This is a genomic window from Musicola paradisiaca NCPPB 2511 (genome assembly GCF_000400505.1).
GTDB classification, from domain to species: Bacteria; Pseudomonadota; Gammaproteobacteria; order Enterobacterales; family Enterobacteriaceae; genus Musicola; species Musicola paradisiaca.
In genome coordinates this window covers 292337-309154 of the sequence record NZ_CM001857.1, presented here as the reverse complement: position 1 = coordinate 309154, position 16818 = coordinate 292337, and the positions used below count along the sequence as shown (strand labels likewise).

General features: G+C 59.2%; 15 protein-coding genes. 9 read left to right on the top strand and 6 right to left on the bottom strand.

Features of this window, described 5'->3' with window-relative positions:
- Positions 1-10 precede the first annotated feature (10 nt).
- Together DPA2511_RS01420 and nikR are read right to left on the bottom strand one after the other, a co-directional pair.
- The gene (locus DPA2511_RS01420; RefSeq protein ID WP_035049292.1) at positions 11-793 is read right to left on the bottom strand and encodes a class I SAM-dependent methyltransferase; all 783 of its coding nucleotides are present in this window, start codon (positions 791-793) and stop codon (positions 11-13) included.
- 375 nt (positions 794-1168) lie between these two features.
- A complete protein-coding gene (gene nikR / locus DPA2511_RS01415) occupies positions 1169-1576 on the bottom strand; it encodes a nickel-responsive transcriptional regulator NikR (RefSeq protein WP_012763911.1) in 408 nt (135 codons plus the stop codon).
- 391 nt (positions 1577-1967) lie between these two features.
- On the opposite strand from nikR, the gene DPA2511_RS01410 reads away from it, so the two are divergent.
- Positions 1968-3029: an MBL fold metallo-hydrolase gene (locus DPA2511_RS01410; RefSeq protein ID WP_012763910.1), complete on the top strand. Its 1062-nt coding sequence runs from the start codon at positions 1968-1970 to the stop codon at positions 3027-3029.
- A 95-nt stretch (positions 3030-3124) separates the two neighbouring features.
- Here DPA2511_RS01410 and asd read toward each other — a convergent pair whose 3' ends face one another.
- Positions 3125-4225 carry an aspartate-semialdehyde dehydrogenase gene (gene asd, locus DPA2511_RS01405; protein WP_012763909.1) on the bottom strand — a complete coding sequence of 367 codons (1101 nt, stop codon included), beginning with the start codon at positions 4223-4225 and terminating at the stop codon, positions 3125-3127.
- A gap of 174 nt (positions 4226-4399) precedes the next feature.
- Between asd and DPA2511_RS01400 the strand changes: the two genes are divergently transcribed.
- Entirely contained in the window at positions 4400-4993 is a 594-nt protein-coding gene (locus DPA2511_RS01400) for a YhgN family NAAT transporter (protein WP_012763908.1), read from the top strand.
- A 103-nt stretch (positions 4994-5096) separates the two neighbouring features.
- Here the strand turns inward: DPA2511_RS01400 and gntT are convergent, their stop codons facing one another.
- The gene (gntT, locus tag DPA2511_RS01395) at positions 5097-6413 is read right to left on the bottom strand and encodes a gluconate transporter (RefSeq protein ID WP_012763907.1); all 1317 of its coding nucleotides are present in this window, start codon (positions 6411-6413) and stop codon (positions 5097-5099) included.
- A 260-nt stretch (positions 6414-6673) separates the two neighbouring features.
- On the opposite strand from gntT, the gene DPA2511_RS01390 reads away from it, so the two are divergent.
- On the top strand, positions 6674-7201 hold the full coding sequence (locus tag DPA2511_RS01390) for a gluconokinase (protein ID WP_012763906.1): 528 nt from the start codon (positions 6674-6676) through the stop codon (positions 7199-7201).
- 141 nt (positions 7202-7342) lie between these two features.
- Here the strand turns inward: DPA2511_RS01390 and gntR are convergent, their stop codons facing one another.
- A complete protein-coding gene (gene gntR / locus DPA2511_RS01385) occupies positions 7343-8338 on the bottom strand; it encodes a gluconate operon transcriptional repressor GntR (protein WP_012763905.1) in 996 nt (331 codons plus the stop codon).
- Positions 8339-8486: 148 nt separating this feature from the next.
- Positions 8487-9257, bottom strand: a complete 771-nt coding sequence (locus tag DPA2511_RS01380; RefSeq protein WP_012763904.1) for an IclR family transcriptional regulator — start codon at positions 9255-9257, stop codon at positions 8487-8489.
- A gap of 606 nt (positions 9258-9863) precedes the next feature.
- Here DPA2511_RS01380 and DPA2511_RS01375 point away from each other — a divergent pair.
- The 6 genes from DPA2511_RS01375 to DPA2511_RS01350 are packed head-to-tail and all read left to right on the top strand — an operon-like array spanning position 9864 to position 16391.
- Positions 9864-11414, top strand: a complete 1551-nt coding sequence (locus tag DPA2511_RS01375; RefSeq protein ID WP_012763903.1) for an ABC transporter substrate-binding protein — start codon at positions 9864-9866, stop codon at positions 11412-11414.
- Between the two features lie 16 nt (positions 11415-11430).
- Positions 11431-12393, top strand: coding sequence for an ABC transporter permease (locus tag DPA2511_RS01370; RefSeq protein WP_012763902.1), 963 nt, complete (start codon positions 11431-11433; stop codon positions 12391-12393).
- On the top strand, positions 12393-13223 hold the full coding sequence (locus DPA2511_RS01365) for an ABC transporter permease (RefSeq protein ID WP_012763901.1): 831 nt from the start codon (positions 12393-12395) through the stop codon (positions 13221-13223). Before DPA2511_RS01370 ends, DPA2511_RS01365 begins: the two co-directional genes overlap by 1 nt.
- Positions 13223-14404, top strand: a complete 1182-nt coding sequence (locus DPA2511_RS01360) for a M20 family metallopeptidase (protein WP_051122229.1) — start codon at positions 13223-13225, stop codon at positions 14402-14404. The genes DPA2511_RS01365 and DPA2511_RS01360 overlap by 1 nt, the downstream gene beginning before the upstream one ends.
- 2 nt (positions 14405-14406) lie before the next feature.
- Positions 14407-15384, top strand: a complete 978-nt coding sequence (locus DPA2511_RS01355) for an ABC transporter ATP-binding protein (RefSeq protein WP_012763899.1) — start codon at positions 14407-14409, stop codon at positions 15382-15384.
- Entirely contained in the window at positions 15381-16391 is a 1011-nt protein-coding gene (locus DPA2511_RS01350) for an ABC transporter ATP-binding protein (RefSeq protein WP_012763898.1), read from the top strand. Before DPA2511_RS01355 ends, DPA2511_RS01350 begins: the two co-directional genes overlap by 4 nt.
- The last annotated feature ends 427 nt before the right edge of the window (positions 16392-16818 follow it).

The window sequence follows — 16818 nt, the reverse complement described above, 5'->3', positions numbered from 1 at the left end:
TGCCTGCTCCCTATTTTTCAGCACAAACCATAAACATCGGCGTCGAGGCGTAATTCACTTTCTCCGTTTCGTCCCACAGCGCGTCACCGACGTCAGTTTCCAGCCAAATCCGGCGAAAACCACATGCCAGCAGCGCGGCTGAATCCCATGCCGGGCGCTGTTCCCGGCTGAGCGGTAATTGCCGGGCGATCGCCTCCATCGCCTGGGTGTCGGTATTGACGTAGTGATCGTCCAGCCCCTGTTCGCGGGCATTGGCGCGATCCGCCAGATAACCGCGCCGGCTGGATGCATCGAACAGTTGCAGATACCAGTTAGCGTCAAAGTTGATCAGTCGCCCGCCCGGCGCCAATACTCGCCGCCACTCCTGATAAGCCCGTTGCGGGTCGGTCAGATTCCAGGTCACGTTGCGGGAAACCACCAGATCGAAACCGTTGTCCGCAAACGGCAATGCGTGCACGTCGCTGTGCACAAAATCGATCGTCGTCCGATAATGCGCGGCGTTAGCGCGAGCTTGATCGAGCATCGCTTGCGTGACGTCCACCGCCGTCACACGATGCCCCGCCAGCGCCAGCGTCACCGCGAAAAAACCCGGCCCGGTGCCGATATCCAACACCCGCAACACCGGTTTTTGCGGCGCCTGTTCAAGTATCTTCGCCAACCAGACGGCGCGTTTAGGCATAGCCAGCTCGCCAATATTGATCTGGCTGTAGTCGGCGGCGCGGCCGCGCCAGTAGCGTTGAACGTCATCCAGCAACGGCTGGTCATTCTCGATGGCAAGCTGACTCACACACATATCCTTTCTGTCGAATAGCGATACATTCAAGATCGCGGCAATCCGTCCGGGACAAGTGAAATCAGGGAACGGCAAACGGCGCGATCGCGCTGTGCCTGGTGCGGCACGAGCCTCTGCCCGCAGGAGAAAGATGCAACAAAATCTGAAGGAAGAGGGGAATTCCTGCCGACTTATAACAAATAGCCGGATACCGGTTAACCCTTTCGTATGAAGTTTTTGGAAAATTTCATACTTCCTTGATCTGAGGTAATAACAGGACGTGCATTCGTCACAAAACGTCTAACGATATTCTTCACGCTTCGGCTGGCCGGGCCCCGAGCCGACGCCTGGCGGCTTTGCCGTTCATCGTATGAAGTCGCCCCGCTGCGGCGCGGTTTATTCGAGGTATAGCGGGATCAGGTTCAACCTGCCGTGGCGCACGCCCGTCTCGGCGATCACCTGCTCGGCGAACTGTTCCACTTGCCAGGTTTGGCCGCGCAGAATCACCGTCTCCACGCATTCGTCATGGCTCAGATGGGTATGCATAGTGGAAACGGTCAGGCTGTGATGATCGTGCTGCATGCCCGCCAGCCGGCTGGACAATTGACGTTCGTGGTGGTCGTAGACATAGCTCAGTACCGCTACGCATTCGCCATTGCGATCCGACGCCACCGTCATTTCACCCAACTCGCGACGCAGCATATCGCGGAACGCTTCCGAACGGTTGGCGTACCCTTTGCGCGCCATCAGGTCATCAAAATCGGCGGCCAGTTGATCGTCCATGGAGATTGTCAGTCGTTGCATCACACCCCTCGCAAAAAAGAAACCCGCGCCCTTGTCTGGTTAGCACTCGCCCGACATTATGCCGCACCCCGTCCGGGCTGTCCTGAGAACAATTTCATCAACTTTCTGCCACTCGCTGCCGATAATCTGCGGAAGATGTTGGCCGATAGCGTCTCAAAACGACATATGATGCTGGTTTATTACCATGTTGCCCGCAGAAATACCGGATTCTGTCGGCTTTCTCACAGGTTAACATCGTTGCATCGCTGATTATCTTTCCTACACCGGGAGGCATCGCCGCACAGTGAACAAAACCGGACAACTGTCGACATCGGTACGCCCCTTGAGTGTTATTTTATTATTGACCGGCACACGCCAGGTGGAGTTATGCCATCGTGAAAGGAGACACATTATGCCAACCCTGATCGCCGTCAGCGGAGTAGGGGGAAAAAGTCCCGCCGCATTCATGGTAGAAGTCGACGGCTTCCGTTTAATGTTGGATCTGGGAGAGGGACCGCGGCCAGGGCAGCTTCCCGATATCGGTGAATTACCTCCGCCGGACGCCATCTGTCTGAGCCATGCGCATATCGATCACTGCGGCGGCCTGATACTGCGCGAAGCGTGGGGTTATCCGCCGGTGTACGCCACCGAGCGGGTCTGGCGGCAAATTCCAGCGACATGGGTAGCCGAGGAGGATCGCCGTATCCTGCCGGAACACGGCCGCTGTGAAATCGGGCCGGTGTTGATGATCACCGGGCGTAGCGGTCACTCCCCCGGCGGTATCTGGATGCATGTCGTCGCGGGCGGCGGCCTGACCTACACCGGCGACTGGAGCACCGAATCCTCGCTGTTTCCGTTCGACCTGCCGCCGGAAGCCGCATTGCTGATTACGGATGCCTCCTACGGCGACCGCGCCCAGTCACTGGCGGAACAAAAAGCCATCATGCTACAGGCATGCCGCGACGGCGCGCTGATCGGCGTTCCCGGCTGGGGACGCGCGCCGGATATGGCGCTCTACCTGATGGAATACGGCGTCGTGCCGCGTCTGTGTTCACAGGTTCAGCAGGAAATCAAACTGCTCATCGACAGCCAAATCCCCTACCTGCGACAGTACCTTCATCACCTGCTGTCGCACCAAAGCGCCCGGCCCTACCGCCCGGACGACGTGATCATCTGTAGCGACGGCACCGCCAGCAGCGGGCTATCCGCCGCGCTACGCTCCCAGGCTGATCGCTTCCATTTCATCTTCAGCGGGCAAATTCCCTATAGCTCGCCCGCCATGATGATGCTACAAGCCGGGCGAGCGCGCTGGCTACCGTGGAATGTGCATCCCCGTTTGTCGGATCAGTTGATGCTGGCGAATCTGACCCATGCGCAAACCGTCATCCCGGCATTTATCGAACCCCATAATGCATCGCAAATCGAAGAACAACTGGCAGGTAGGGTCAGCTGGCAAACCGAACATGTATTTTGATCCGCAACGGCGATGACGGCATTGCGATAAAAAAATGGCGCCGCCCTTAGGGGCGGCGCCATCAGCGACACACAATATCCGTTACAACACATCCGTTACAACAGGATGCGCAACATACGGCGCAGCGGTTCAGCCGCGCCCCACAGCAACTGGTCGCCCACGGTGAACGCCGACAGATACTGCGGCCCCATATTCAGTTTACGCAGACGGCCCACCGGGGTAGACAGCGTGCCAGTCACCGCAGCCGGAGTCAGTTCGCGCATGGTGATTTCACGGTCATTCGGCACCACTTTCACCCAGTCATTGTGGGTCGCCAGCATCTGCTCGATTTCCGGAATCGACACGTCTTTCTTCAATTTCAGCGTAAACGCCTGGCTGTGGCAGCGCAGCGCGCCGATACGAACACACAGACCGTCGACGGGAATGGTGCTGGCGGTGTTCAGAATCTTGTTGGTTTCCGCCTGGCCTTTCCACTCTTCGCGGCTCTGGCCGTTTTCCAGTTGTTTGTCGATCCAGGGGATCAGGCTGCCCGCCAGCGGAACGCCGAAGTTTTCCACCGCCAGACCGCCGCGTGATAGCGCCGTCACCTTACGTTCGATATCCAGAATCGCGGAAGCCGGATCGCTGAGCTCGCTCGCGACCTCGGCATTCAACTGCCCCATCTGTACCAGCAGTTCGCGCATGTTGCGCGCACCGGCACCGGAAGCCGCCTGATAGGTAGCGACGGACGCCCACTCCACCAGATCGTTGGCGAACAGACCGCCCAACGACATCAGCATCAGGCTGACGGTGCAGTTGCCGCCGACAAAGGTTTTGATGCCGTTATCCAGACCTGACTTGATCACGCCGAGGTTCACCGGGTCGAGGATGATAATCGCGTCATCCTTCATACGCAGAGACGATGCTGCGTCGATCCAGTACCCCTGCCAGCCACTTTCACGCAGCTTCGGGTAAATTTCGTTGGTATAATCGCCACCCTGACAGGTAATGATGATATCCAGCGCGCGTAACGCCTCAAGATTGTAGGCATCATGCAGCACGCCCTGGTGCCCGCCCAGCGTCGGCGCTGGCTGACCGTGCTGAGAGGTGGAGAAAAATACCGGGCGAATGAGATCGAAATCGCGCTCTTCCACCATACGCTGCATGAGCACTGAACCGACCATACCGCGCCAGCCGATAAAACCAACATTTTTCATGGTAACTGTCCTGCCTGGAGGTGACGAAAATGAAGCCTGACTGCCGTTGCCGACAGTAAACATACTTTAAAGTGATGACGTTCAACCTTACAAAATGTATCAGAAGTCGCAAGTGAATTTATTCGATGCCACGGGCCTTTTCAGCAGTAAGCCTAATAGGAGCGCACCCCCATCATGACGGAAATGATCTCGGCAACCGTACTGTTGCTACTGATTATGGATCCTCTCGGCAACCTGCCGATATTCATGTCCGTGCTGAAGCACCTGGATCCCAAACGGCGACGTAAGGTGCTGATTCGCGAGATGATTATCGCATTGGCCGTGATGCTGGTATTTCTGTTCGCGGGGGAAAAGATCCTGGCGTTCCTGAACCTGCGCACGGAGACCGTCTCCATCTCCGGCGGCATCGTACTGTTCCTGATCGCCATTCGCATGATTTTCCCTTCGCAGGAAGGCTTTACCAGCGGTTTGCCCGCCGGGGACGAACCCTTTCTGGTGCCGCTGGCGATCCCGATGGTGGCCGGGCCGTCGATTCTGGCGGCGTTGATGCTACTCTCCCACCAGTATCCCAATCAGTTGCCGCACCTGACGCTGGCGCTGTTCATCGCCTGGGCGATTACGATCACGGTATTGCTGTTGTCGAACCTGTTTCTGCGACTGCTGGGAGACAAAGGCGTCAACGCGCTGGAACGTCTGATGGGGCTGGTACTGGTGATGATTTCCACCCAAATGTTTCTGGACGGCATTCGGGCCTATCTGAAGTTATAGCGCTTCCCCGCCGAGTGCGGGGATGATGCTGACGGCCCGGAAGATGTGGACATCAACGCCGCCTTCATTGAGAAGGCGGCGTGTCACTTCAGGCCATGCCCGATTACACCACCATGCCTAACAGCAAACAGCCGACCAGGCCGCACACGGCGATGATGGTTTCCAGCGCCGACCAGGATTTCAGCGTTTCGCCGATGGTCAGGTTGAAATACTCCTTGAACAGCCAGAAACCGGGGTCGTTAACGTGAGAGAAGATCACGCTGCCGGAGCCGACCGCGATCACCATCAGTTCCGGGCTGACACCGCTGGTGGCGATGATCGGCGCGACGATGCCGCCGGCGGTCAGCGCCGCCACGGTGGCGGAACCCAGCGCCAGACGCAGCACGGCGGCAATCAGCCAGCCCAACAGCAGCGGTGAAACGCCGCTGTCGTGCATCATCCCGGCGATGTATTTATCCACGCCACTGTCCACCAGCACCTGTTTAAAGGCGCCGCCGCCGCCGAGGATCAGCAGCATCATGGCGATGATTTTGATGGAGTCGGTAATGGTGGACATCACTTCATCCATCGAGCGGCCGCGGTTCAACCCGAAGGTGAAAATGGCGATCAGTACCGCGATCAGGGTAGCCATCACCGGGTCGCCGAAGAATTCGGCGTAAGCCAGGAAGGCATGGCCTTTCGGCAACACCATTTCCGCCACGGCGCGCAACGCCATCAGCAGTACCGGTACCAGCGCGGTGAACACGCTGATGCTAAAACTCGGCATTTCCTCTTCGGTGAACTGTTTCGGGTTATACAAACCTTCCGGTACCGGCTTGTCGATCTTCTTCAGAAAACGGGCATAAACCGGGCCGGCCAGAATCACCGTCGGGATCCCCAGCAGCGTACCGTACAGCAGGGTTTTACCCATATCGGCATGGAACAGGGAAGCGATGGCGGTCGGCCCTGGGTGCGGCGGCAGGAAACCGTGGGTGACGGACAGCGCGGCGGCCATCGGTACCCCGGCGTACAGCAGTGGAATACGGGCGGAAGCCACGATGCTGAACACCAGCGGCAGCAGCAGTACGAACCCCACTTCGTAGAACAGGGCGAAACCGACGGTGAACCCGGTCAGTACAATCGCCCACTGAATATGTTTACGACCGAAACGGTCGATCAACGTGGTGGCGATACGCTGGGCGCCGCCGCAGTCGGCCAGCATTTTCCCCAGCATGGCGCCGAACCCCATGATCAGCGCCAGGCTACCCAGGGTGCCGCCGACACCGCTCTTGATGGAGGCAATAACCTTGTTGACCGGCATCCCCTGCATGACGCCGACCGCCAGCGCGACCAGAATCAGGGCGATAAACCCGTTCAGTTTGAAGCGAATCATCAGCACCAGCAGCAATGCGACGCCCACTGCGACAATAACCAATGGCATAACGTTCTCCGGTAATGCCTCACCGCCCGCTGTTGGGAAACAGAGGTCGGATGAGGAGCTTATTGCTGTTCTTTCACGAGCGATCCCGGTCTTATGGGAAACGTCCCGCTACAGATCGTTATAGACGTGGCGTTCAGGGAAAGTTCCTTGTGATAAGCGTCACGACTCATGATGTTACGGGTATCATGATACCGGTAACATGTTAAAATTCGATACCAGTAAGACGCACTTAATTTACACTTTGCGATAGAGATCAAATTATGTCAGGACAGAGCATTATTCTGATGGGCGTATCCGGCAGCGGAAAATCTAGCGTGGGCGCGGGGTTAGCCAAGAGAATCGGCGCGAAATTCATTGACGGGGACGACCTGCACCCACGCGCCAATATCCAGAAAATGGCCGGCGGCCAGCCATTGAACGACGACGATCGCGCCCCCTGGCTGCAACGCCTGAACGACGCCGCTTACAGCCTGTACCACAAGAACGAAACCGGCATTATCGTCTGTTCCGCATTGAAAAAACGCTATCGCGACCTGCTGCGCGCCGATAACGAAGGCATGGTATTCATCCACCTGAATGGCAGCTTCGAGCTGGTGCTGCAACGTCATCAGGCACGAGCCGGGCACTTCATGCCGACCGAACTGCTGAAAAGCCAGTTCGACGCGCTGGAAGAACCGGGAACCGATGAAGCCGACGTGCTCAGCGTCAGTATCGACGGCTCACTGGATCAGGTGGTGGAACACTGCGTGGCCGCACTGCAGGCGTATCAGGCGCGCCAGTCGGCATAACCCTGTGCTCCGCGCCGTCACGAAACGGGAGCGCCTGAACGCCATGACCGGCCCCAAAAACAGCGGGGCGCTTCCCTGAGGAACGCCCCGCTGTTTATTGATGTTCCACCGCCCGGCATCAAACTGGACGGGAACTGCCGCTTACAGGCTTTCGCCCTGCTGAATGGAGAACCCCACATCCACGATCGGGTGTTCCACCGTTTCACCGTTCAAGCGCGCCAGTAGCTGGGTCGCCCCGGTTTCGCCGATGCGCTCGCGCGGCGTCAGTATGCTGGTCAATCGCGGAACCGTCACCTGGCCGATATCGTGGCCATGGAAACCGGCGATACCGATCTCCTCCGGCACCCGGATCCCCTGACGTTGACACTCGAACATCGCGCCGATCGCCAAATCGTCATTGGTACAAAACACGCTGTCCATCGCTGGATATTCCACTCTGGCGCGACGGAACAGATCGCCCCCGATGGTATAAGACGACGGGTTTTCGATCATCACGCTATGGCAGCGCAGCCCCGCCGCCTGCATCGCCTGCTCGTAGCCTTGCTGCTTCATCAGCGTGCGCTCGTCCAATCGCGCGCCCAGATACACCACATGGCGGCGGCCGCTGGCGATCATGTGTTCCGTCATATGCCGGGCGGCGGCGACGTTGTCAAACCCCACCGCCATATCCAGGCAGGGCGATACCGAGTCCATCAGCTCCACCACCGGGATGCCCGCCACGGCGATCATCTGGCGGGTACGCGCCGTATGCCGACGCTCCGCCAAAATCAGACCGTCAATATGGAAGGATAGCAATGACATCAGACGCTTTTCTTCCATTTCCGGCAGATAACCGTAGTGCGCCAGCATGGTCTGATACCCGCGCGCTTCCGTCACCCGTTCGATGCCGCGCAACACTTCGGCGAACACCTGGTTGGTCAGCGACGGCAACAAAATACCGATGGCCCGGCTGGTATCATTGGCCAGAATATGCGGCGCTCGGTTGGGGATATAACCCAGCTCGTCCAGCGCAGCGGCAATTTTGCCTTGCAACGCCGCCGACACCAGCGCAGGGTCACGCAGATAACGGCTGACCGTCATCTTGGTGACGCCCACACGGTCGGCGACGTCTTGCAGTACGGGTCTCTTCTTTTTCATCTTCCGTTGATCTTCCTGTCTTTCCCAAAGGGGTCATGTTAACCAAAAAAACGACCGGCTCAGCCGGCCCTATCCCCATTCCGAGAAATGGATCAACAAATCCGAGGCCGAATGGCCGCCATGGGCACAACCGATTCAGCCTGAACAGCTACTCAGCCACATAATCTCCCGTCAGCCAACGGGGATCGCCGACGGTTTTGCCCACCTGCCTGGCGGCCTGGCTGACCAATTCAGCCAGGTTGGCGATCTCCTGCTCATCGGCAATGGAAGAGGGGAATGTCAGGCAAAACGCCAGGGTTTCACCGCTATGTGGGTCGCTGACCGCACAACTGACCGACGCCGCACCCGGCACCGATTCATCCACCGCCGACGCCCACTGACGCTGGGCGATCACTCTCACCTTCTCTTCCAGCGCGGCGAACGACATGGCCGCCGCTTTTTCCGGCGCCAGCACCGGGCGATACTGGCGCGCCAGCTCGCTCTCGGGCAGATACGCCAACAGCGCGCGTCCGGTAGAGGTTCCCCAGGCGGGCGATCGGGTGCCCGGATGGGTAATCACCCGCAGCGCATGTACGCCGGGCACCACCCGCAACACCAGCACATCGTGGCCGCTGAGCATAGAAATATAGCCGGTGTGCCCGGTCTGCTGACACAGACGCTGCAACACCTGCTCGATGTGATCACTCAGGTTGGAGTTGTGGCGCACCAGATAGGTCACTTCCAGCAGCAGCAGGCTGGGCTGATACGCCAGCGTGCGGCTATCACGATCCAGAAAACCGGTTTCCGACAACTGTTTGAGTAACCGGGATGCCGTACTTTTCGGATAGCCGAGGTGTTCCACCACATCGCTGACCGTCACGCTACGCTTCAGACGGCTCATCAACTGCAATACGGCCGCCGCGCTATTTAGTATGCTCATGCATGTCTCATCAATAAGAACCTGAAGCCAGGCGATGTCCCTTGAGCCGGTGACAAGGAAAACTGGCGGGGAAATACCAGGAACGCCAGGGGAAAATGCCCCTACCGGGGATCACGTTCGCTCCCCCACATCACACCTGACACCGGCGTTTTCAGTGATCGCAGGTTATATCACGTAATCGGTTCCGATAGGAAAACACGCCATCGTGATTTGCTCCCCGGCGCTCGATTTTCTGTTACCGCGATCACACCCTGCGCTGTCGTGACCCCTCGCGCACAGCAATGGTGCAAAAAACGCCACAATACAGTGCAACCACTTGAATAGTAATAAAATAGTTACTGAAGCCGGTAAAAATGTCTTGACGCATTTTTATTCGCGGCCTTATGTTTATCTACATAAAAAATAGAACAAGGTTCCATTAAATGGAACACGCGGGAATGGAGCCCAGTATCTGCAAACAGGTCATGATACACCGGCGCACTGCACCATTACCGGCTCGTGTCGCGCCCCTGTCGGCACATACCGCTGTTCATTTCCCGCTATCGCTACTGCCGCATCGTCGGCAACCGACACGACATTCACTACCTTAACCACACGGGAGGTTAAATGAACAAACGTCTTTTGATGTTGATCGCCGGGGTTGCTTCCACCACGTTGTTGACTCTGGGCAACACCAGCTATGCCGCCAGCCAGAACCTGAACATCGGTCTGGAAGCGGTGCCCAGAACGCTGGATCCGGTCAAATACACCGGTACCTATGAATCCGACGTGATGATGAACATTTTCAACACGCTGGTGTATTACGACAAAGACCTCAAGAGCATCATTCCCGGCCTGGCGACCCAGTGGCAGGTCAGTCCGGATTTGAAAGAGTACACCTTCACGCTGCGTGACGATGTTTACTTCCAGCCGGGCAAATTCCAGCCGGGCCGCAAAATGACGGCGGAAGACGTGCGTTACAGCCTGCTGCGCTCCGCCAAAGAGTCGGTGATGAAACGCGCCCGCATGGTTCAGGACGTACAGGTGCTCTCCCCTACACAGGTAAAAGTCACCCTCAGCCAGCCGAATGCAGCCTTCCTGGCGGTACTGACCGACATCGGCAACGCCATCGTGCCGCAGGAAGAAGTCACCGGTCAGGGTGACGGCTTCGGCCTGCATCCGGTCGGCACCGGGCCGTTCTTACTGAAAGAATGGAATAAGGACGAGAAAATCTCGCTGGCCCGCTTCGACAAGTATTTCGATCACGACGTCAAGCTCAACAAGGTGGTGTGGAAATTCATTCCCGACCTCAACATGATGACCAACGCGCTGCTGACCGGTGAAATCGACATCGCCAGCAACATCGACGGCCCGAACCGCAAAACCGTGCAGGACAATGACAAAACCCGCCTGTTGTCGGTGCCCGGCATGAACATCACCTTCAGCGCCATGAACCTGAAAGACGGCCCGACCAAGGATGTGCGCGTGCGCCAGGCGATCCTCAAAGCCGTCAACGTGAACGATATCGTCAGCGGCATCTTCCAATGGGGAGGCGGCACGCGCTCCTACTCGCCGTTGCCGAAAAGCTCCTGGGGTTACTGGGACGATGCAAACAGCACGGCGATGGCGCAGGATCTGGAAGGGGCGAAAAAACTGATGGCGGAAGCCGGTTACGCCAACGGCTTCCAGGCCACGCTGGTGACGCCGCAGGATCCGGATCGCATCAAGGCCGCCACCATCATGCAGCAGCAGCTCAAGAGCATCGGCATTGATTTGTCGATCAAAAGTATGGAATGGGGTTCATTCAGCGAGTCCGTCACCAAAGGCCAGCCGACCTTCTACAACCTGAGCTGGTCCTGGTACCCGGATCCGGATTTCTTCCTGTACCAGATGTTCAGCAGCAAGCAAATCGGTTCGCTCGGCAACGGCCAGGGCTACAGCAATCCTGATGTAGACACCCTGTTGACGGCGGCGGTGGGTAAAAGCAGCGATCAACAGGAACGCCGCGCCCTTTACCAGCAGGTTCAACAGAAAGTGCTGGCGGACTCTCCGCGCGTCGAACTGTGGACGAAAGACTTCGTGAACGGCGTCAGCCGCAAGGTGCAAGGGTATCAGGTTTCGCCCGACGGCCTGCTGCGCATCGCCACCCCTGACACCCATGTCACGGTAAACAAGTAAGGATGGAACAGACACTATGATCCGTTTTCTGGCCAATCGCATACTGCAGACGATCGTAGTGCTGTTTCTGGTGGCGACGGTCGTGTTCCTGATCACCCGGATTATTCCGGGCGATCCGGCGACCATCATGCTCGGGCCGCAGGCCAGCGTGGAGGCGGTGCACGAGCTGCGGGTCAAACTGGGGCTCGACCGTTCGCTGCTGACGCAATATCTGCTGTTCCTGCGCGACCTGCTGCGCGGCGACCTGGGGTATTCCATCTACTACGGCGACAGCGTGATCAACCTGATCCTGGAACGCCTGCCCAATACCTTGCTGCTCGGCGGTTTTGCATTAACGCTGGCGCTGCTGGTCGCTATCCCGGCGGGCATTATTTCCGCCGTGCGCCAGCACAGCCTGTTCGACTACGCTAGCGTACTGTTTGCGCTGATCGGCGTATCCATGCCGGTGTTCTGGCTGGGGCTGCTGTTGGTACTGTTGTTCTCCGTGCGGCTGGCCTGGTTGCCCGCCACCGGCATGGGCGACTGGGACGACGGTTTTATGGATGTGCTGGGTCACCTGATCCTGCCCGGCGTGGCGCTTTCCACCGTGCCGATGGCGACATTCGTGCGCATCACCCGCACCGCCATGCTGGAAGTGATCAACGCCCCTTACATCCGTACCGCGCGCGCCAAGGGGCTGTCCGAGTTTTCCGTCATCGGCAAGCACGCATTTCGCAACGCCTTCAACCCGATCCTCACCGTGTTGGGCATCCAGATTTCTACCCTGCTCAGCGGTGCGGTACTGACGGAAACCATCTTCGCCTGGCCGGGCATGGGGCGGCTTATCATCAGTTCGATTGAAAAACGCGACTTCATGGTGGTGCAGGGCACCATTATGTTCACCGCGCTGATCTTCGTGGTGGTCAATACCTGCGTCGATCTGCTGTACGTGGTGGTGAACCCCAAAATCGGCCTCAATAATCCGCGGGGGGACGCCTGATGGACGTATTGCAACGCTTCTGCCGCAACCGTATGGCGCTCGCCGGCCTGATCGTCATTATCGCCATCGTGCTGATGGCGTTGCTGGCGCCCTGGCTGGCGCCGCACGACCCGAACCAGATGAACCTGGGTTTTTCGCTCAAAAAACTCGGCACCCCCGGCTCGCCGCTCGGTACCGACAACTACGGCCGCGACATTCTCAGCCGGCTGATCTACGGCTCACGTATCTCCATTCTCATCGCCTTTGTCGCCATCGCCATCGGCGGGTTGCTCGGCACGGTACTCGGCCTGGTCGCCGGTCATTTCGGCGGGTGGGTGGATAGCGCCATCATGCGGCTGATGGATGCGCTGTTCGCGTTTCCGTCGGTGCTGCTGGCCATCGCGCTGATGACGGTGCTGGGCGACGGCATCATCAACCTGATCATCGCCATCTCCATCGTCAACGTCCCCAATTTCGCCCGCATCATTCGCGGTGAAGCGTTGGCGATCAAAAAAGAGAGCTACATCGACGTGGTGCGCACCCTCGGCGCCGGGCATGCGCGCATCATCTTCCGCCATATTCTGCCCAACACCATCGCGCCGCTGATCGTCTACGGCACCATGAGTATCGCCGGCGCCATTCTGTCGGAAGCGGCGCTCAGCTTCCTCGGCCTCGGCATCCAGCCCCCCACCGCCACCTGGGGCAACATGCTGCGCGACGGCCAGGAATTTTTACGCATTGACTCCACCATGACCCTCACCGCCGGGTTCGCCATTCTGATTACCGTACTGGCGTTCAACCTGGTGGGCGACGGGTTCCGTGAAGCCCTCGACCCCAAACTGAAAAAATAATGAGGCCCAGAGTGATCGACTCCATCAACACCATCGCAACAACCCTGAGCGACGACCTGATTAACGCCGCCCACTTTATCCACGCCAACCCGGAACTGGGGCTGGAAGAGACGAAAGCGCAGGCCACGCTGGTCGAGCTGCTGCGCAAATACGGGTTTTCCGTCACCACCGGGCTCGCCGGCATGGACACCTCGTTCGTGGCGGAATTCAGCACCGGCGCCGGCCCGACCATCGCCTATCTGTCCGAATATGACGCGCTGCCGGGTATCGGCCACGCCTGCGGCCACAACATCATCGGTACCGCCGGCGTCGGCGCGGGCCTCATCACCAAACAGATCATGGAACAGCGCAATCTGTCCGGCACGGTGAAAGTCTACGGCACGCCCGCCGAGGAGATAGGCATCGGCAAAATCCGCATGATCGACGCCGGCCTGTTCGCCGGGGTGGACGCCGCCATGCTGATGCACCCGTCCGATACCGCCATGGCCGACGACATCTCCTTTGCCAACTACACCTTCGAATATCACTTCACCGGCAGCCCGGCGCACGCCGCCGCCTACCCGTGGGAAGGCCGCAACGCCCTGTCCGGGGTGATTGAAATGTTCAATGCGGTCAACGCCCTGCGCCTGCATGTGCGCGATTTCTGCCGAATCAACGGCATCATCACCGAAGGCGGCGTGGCCTCCAACATCATCCCGGCCAGCGCCAAAGCGCTGTTCAACCTGCGGGCGCTGGACGGCGAAACCCTGAAAACGGTGATCGAAAAAGTGCACAACTGCGCCAAAGGCGCGGCGCTGGCGACGGATACCGAGGTCGCCATCACCCAGATCGGTCTCGGCACCAAAGAAATCCGTAACAACAAACGCATCGTGTCGCTGGTCGCCAGCCACTTCGACGCTTTCGGCGTACCACACATTCCGCGTGATCTGACGCAAGGCATCGGCTCCACCGATATGGCCAACGTCACCCACGAAATACCGGCGGTGCAGTCCTACATCGGCATCGGTAAAGAAGCGGGCGCGACCCACACGCTGTCGTTCGCCAAGGCGGCCGGTTCGGCAACCGGCGACCGCGCAGTGATCGACGCCGCCAAAGTGATGGCCGCCAGCGGACTGCAAATGATGACCGACCCTGCGCTGTTGGCCGACGTCAAAGCCGAATTCGATCAACGGCGGAAATAACCATGACGCCGCTGCTGGAGATACGTAACCTGACGGTCGATTTCACCACCGGCAAACGCGCCGCCCGGGTGATCGACGGCCTGAGCCTGTCGCTGCAACCGGGCGAGATTCTGGCGATTGTCGGCGAATCCGGCTCCGGCAAGAGCGTAACCGCACTCAGCGTGATGGGTTTGCTGCCGGCACAAGCCGCGCTGGGCGCGCAATCGCAAATTCTATTTAACGGCCTCGATCTGAGAACGCTGTCCGCCGCGCAAATGCGTGCCCTGCGCGGCAAAGACATCGCAATGATTTTTCAGGATCCGATGTCGTCGCTCGACCCTTGCTACACCATTGGCGAGCAGATTATCGAAACCCTGCGGGCGCATCGCTCCATCAGCCGTGCCGACGCATTTCAGGAAGCGCTCGCGCTGCTCAAGCAAGTGCGACTGACTGAACCGGAACGGCGCATGAAGCAGTACCCGCACGAGCTGTCCGGCGGCATGTGCCAGCGGGTGATGATCGCCATGGCGCTGTGCACCAAACCGCGTCTGTTGATCGCCGACGAGCCCACCACCGCGGTGGATGTCACTATTCAGGCGCAAATTCTGGCCCTGTTGCGGGAACTGAACGAAACGCTGGGTATCGGCATCATCATGATTACCCATGATCTGGGCGTGGTGGCGGAACTGTGCCACCGGGTATTGGTGATGTACGCCGGTGCCTGCGTCGAGTATTCCGACGTGGATACCCTGTTCACCGCGCCTGCACATCCCTACACGCTGGGGTTGATGAATTCACGCCCGACGCTGACCCGCCTCGGCCAGCCGTTGACGCCCATCGAAGGCAACCCGCCGGATCTGTTCCGTCGCCTGCCGGGCTGCCAGTTCGCCGCGCGCTGCACCTACGCCGTAGCGGAGTGCCGCCAGTCGGCGCCGACGCTGGTTTCGCCGACCCACGGGCATCAGGTCGCCTGTTTTCTGGTTGAAGAGAAACACCCATGAGCAAAGAGAAAATCCTGGACGTCATCGGGCTGAAAAAAACCTTCCGCACCCACACCGGCGGCTGGCTGGGTACCGCCACCCATACCGTCACGGCGGTGGATAACGTCTCCTTCAGCCTGTACCGGGGCGAAACGCTCGGCATCGTTGGGGAATCCGGCTGCGGGAAATCCACCACCGCCCGGATGATCATCGGCCTGCTCAACCCCAGCGCCGGGCAGGTACGCTTTCACGATCGCGATGTCCATCAGGGTGAGCGCGCCGACCGGCAGCAGATAACGCGCCAGTTGCAGATGGTATTTCAGGATCCGTTTTCGTCGCTCAATCCACGCCATAACGTCAACACTCTGCTGTCGGAACCGTTTGAAATTCACCGCCCTGAACTCTCGCGGGCGCAAGTCCGGCAGGCGGTGGTCGAATTACTGGCGCTGATCGGGCTGGACGACAGCGCGCTGAACAAGTACCCGCACGAATTCTCCGGCGGCCAGCGCCAGCGGCTGAATATCGCCCGCGCCATCGCATTGCGCCCGGAAATCATCATCTGCGATGAATCGGTATCCGCGCTGGACGTCTCCATTCAGGCGCAGATCCTCAATCTGCTGAAAAAACTGCAGAGCGAGTTGGGGCTCACTTACCTGTTCGTCTCGCATGACCTCAGCGTGGTGCGGTACATCAGCGACCGTATCGCGGTGATGTACCTGGGGCGCATTGTGGAAATCGGCGACTGTGAAACCGTCTATCAGGATCCGAAACATCCCTACACCCGGTTGCTGTTCTCCGCCATTCCCGCCGACAGCCCGCGCCATAAAAAACCCCGCCCGCCGCAACCGGACGGCGACCTCGTCATGCCGCCCGCCGGCCATCAGGGCTGCGCGTTTTACGCCCGCTGCGATCACGCCAGCCCCCGTTGCCTGTCGCCGGTACCGGATATCACGCTGGACGACGGCCGTCGCGTGGCCTGCCATCGGTATGACGTCGACGCACACACGCCTTCGGATTCCGCCGCCTGATCCTGTTTCATCCGTTCTCCCTCCCCTTTCTCGGGGAGGACACCCCGAGACATGTCCCCACGCACGCGGGTTGTACGCCGGAGCACACGGGCGGCGGTGGATGAAACACCGCCTCCGGCACCCGGTGTTTTCCCATGCCATCAGGCTGATGCGCGCGGCATAAGGACATTCGCGGTGGCGAAAAAATGCGGGAGAGTTTGCCGGGCTATGCGGTGGAATAGCGGTGGCGAAAAAAAAGCCCCGCCGGCATCGTACTCGCCGGCAGGGCGCGAAAGGAGCTCACACAGGAGAGGCTAACGCCTCACTCCCTCCGCGCCGCGCCGGCTCGACACGATCCTTGCCGCGGGGCAAAAGAGAACAACATGCAGTAACCCGGAGGCTACTCCCGCCAAGGGCGGCTTTCGGAGCAAAGGTAACGTCACACTAC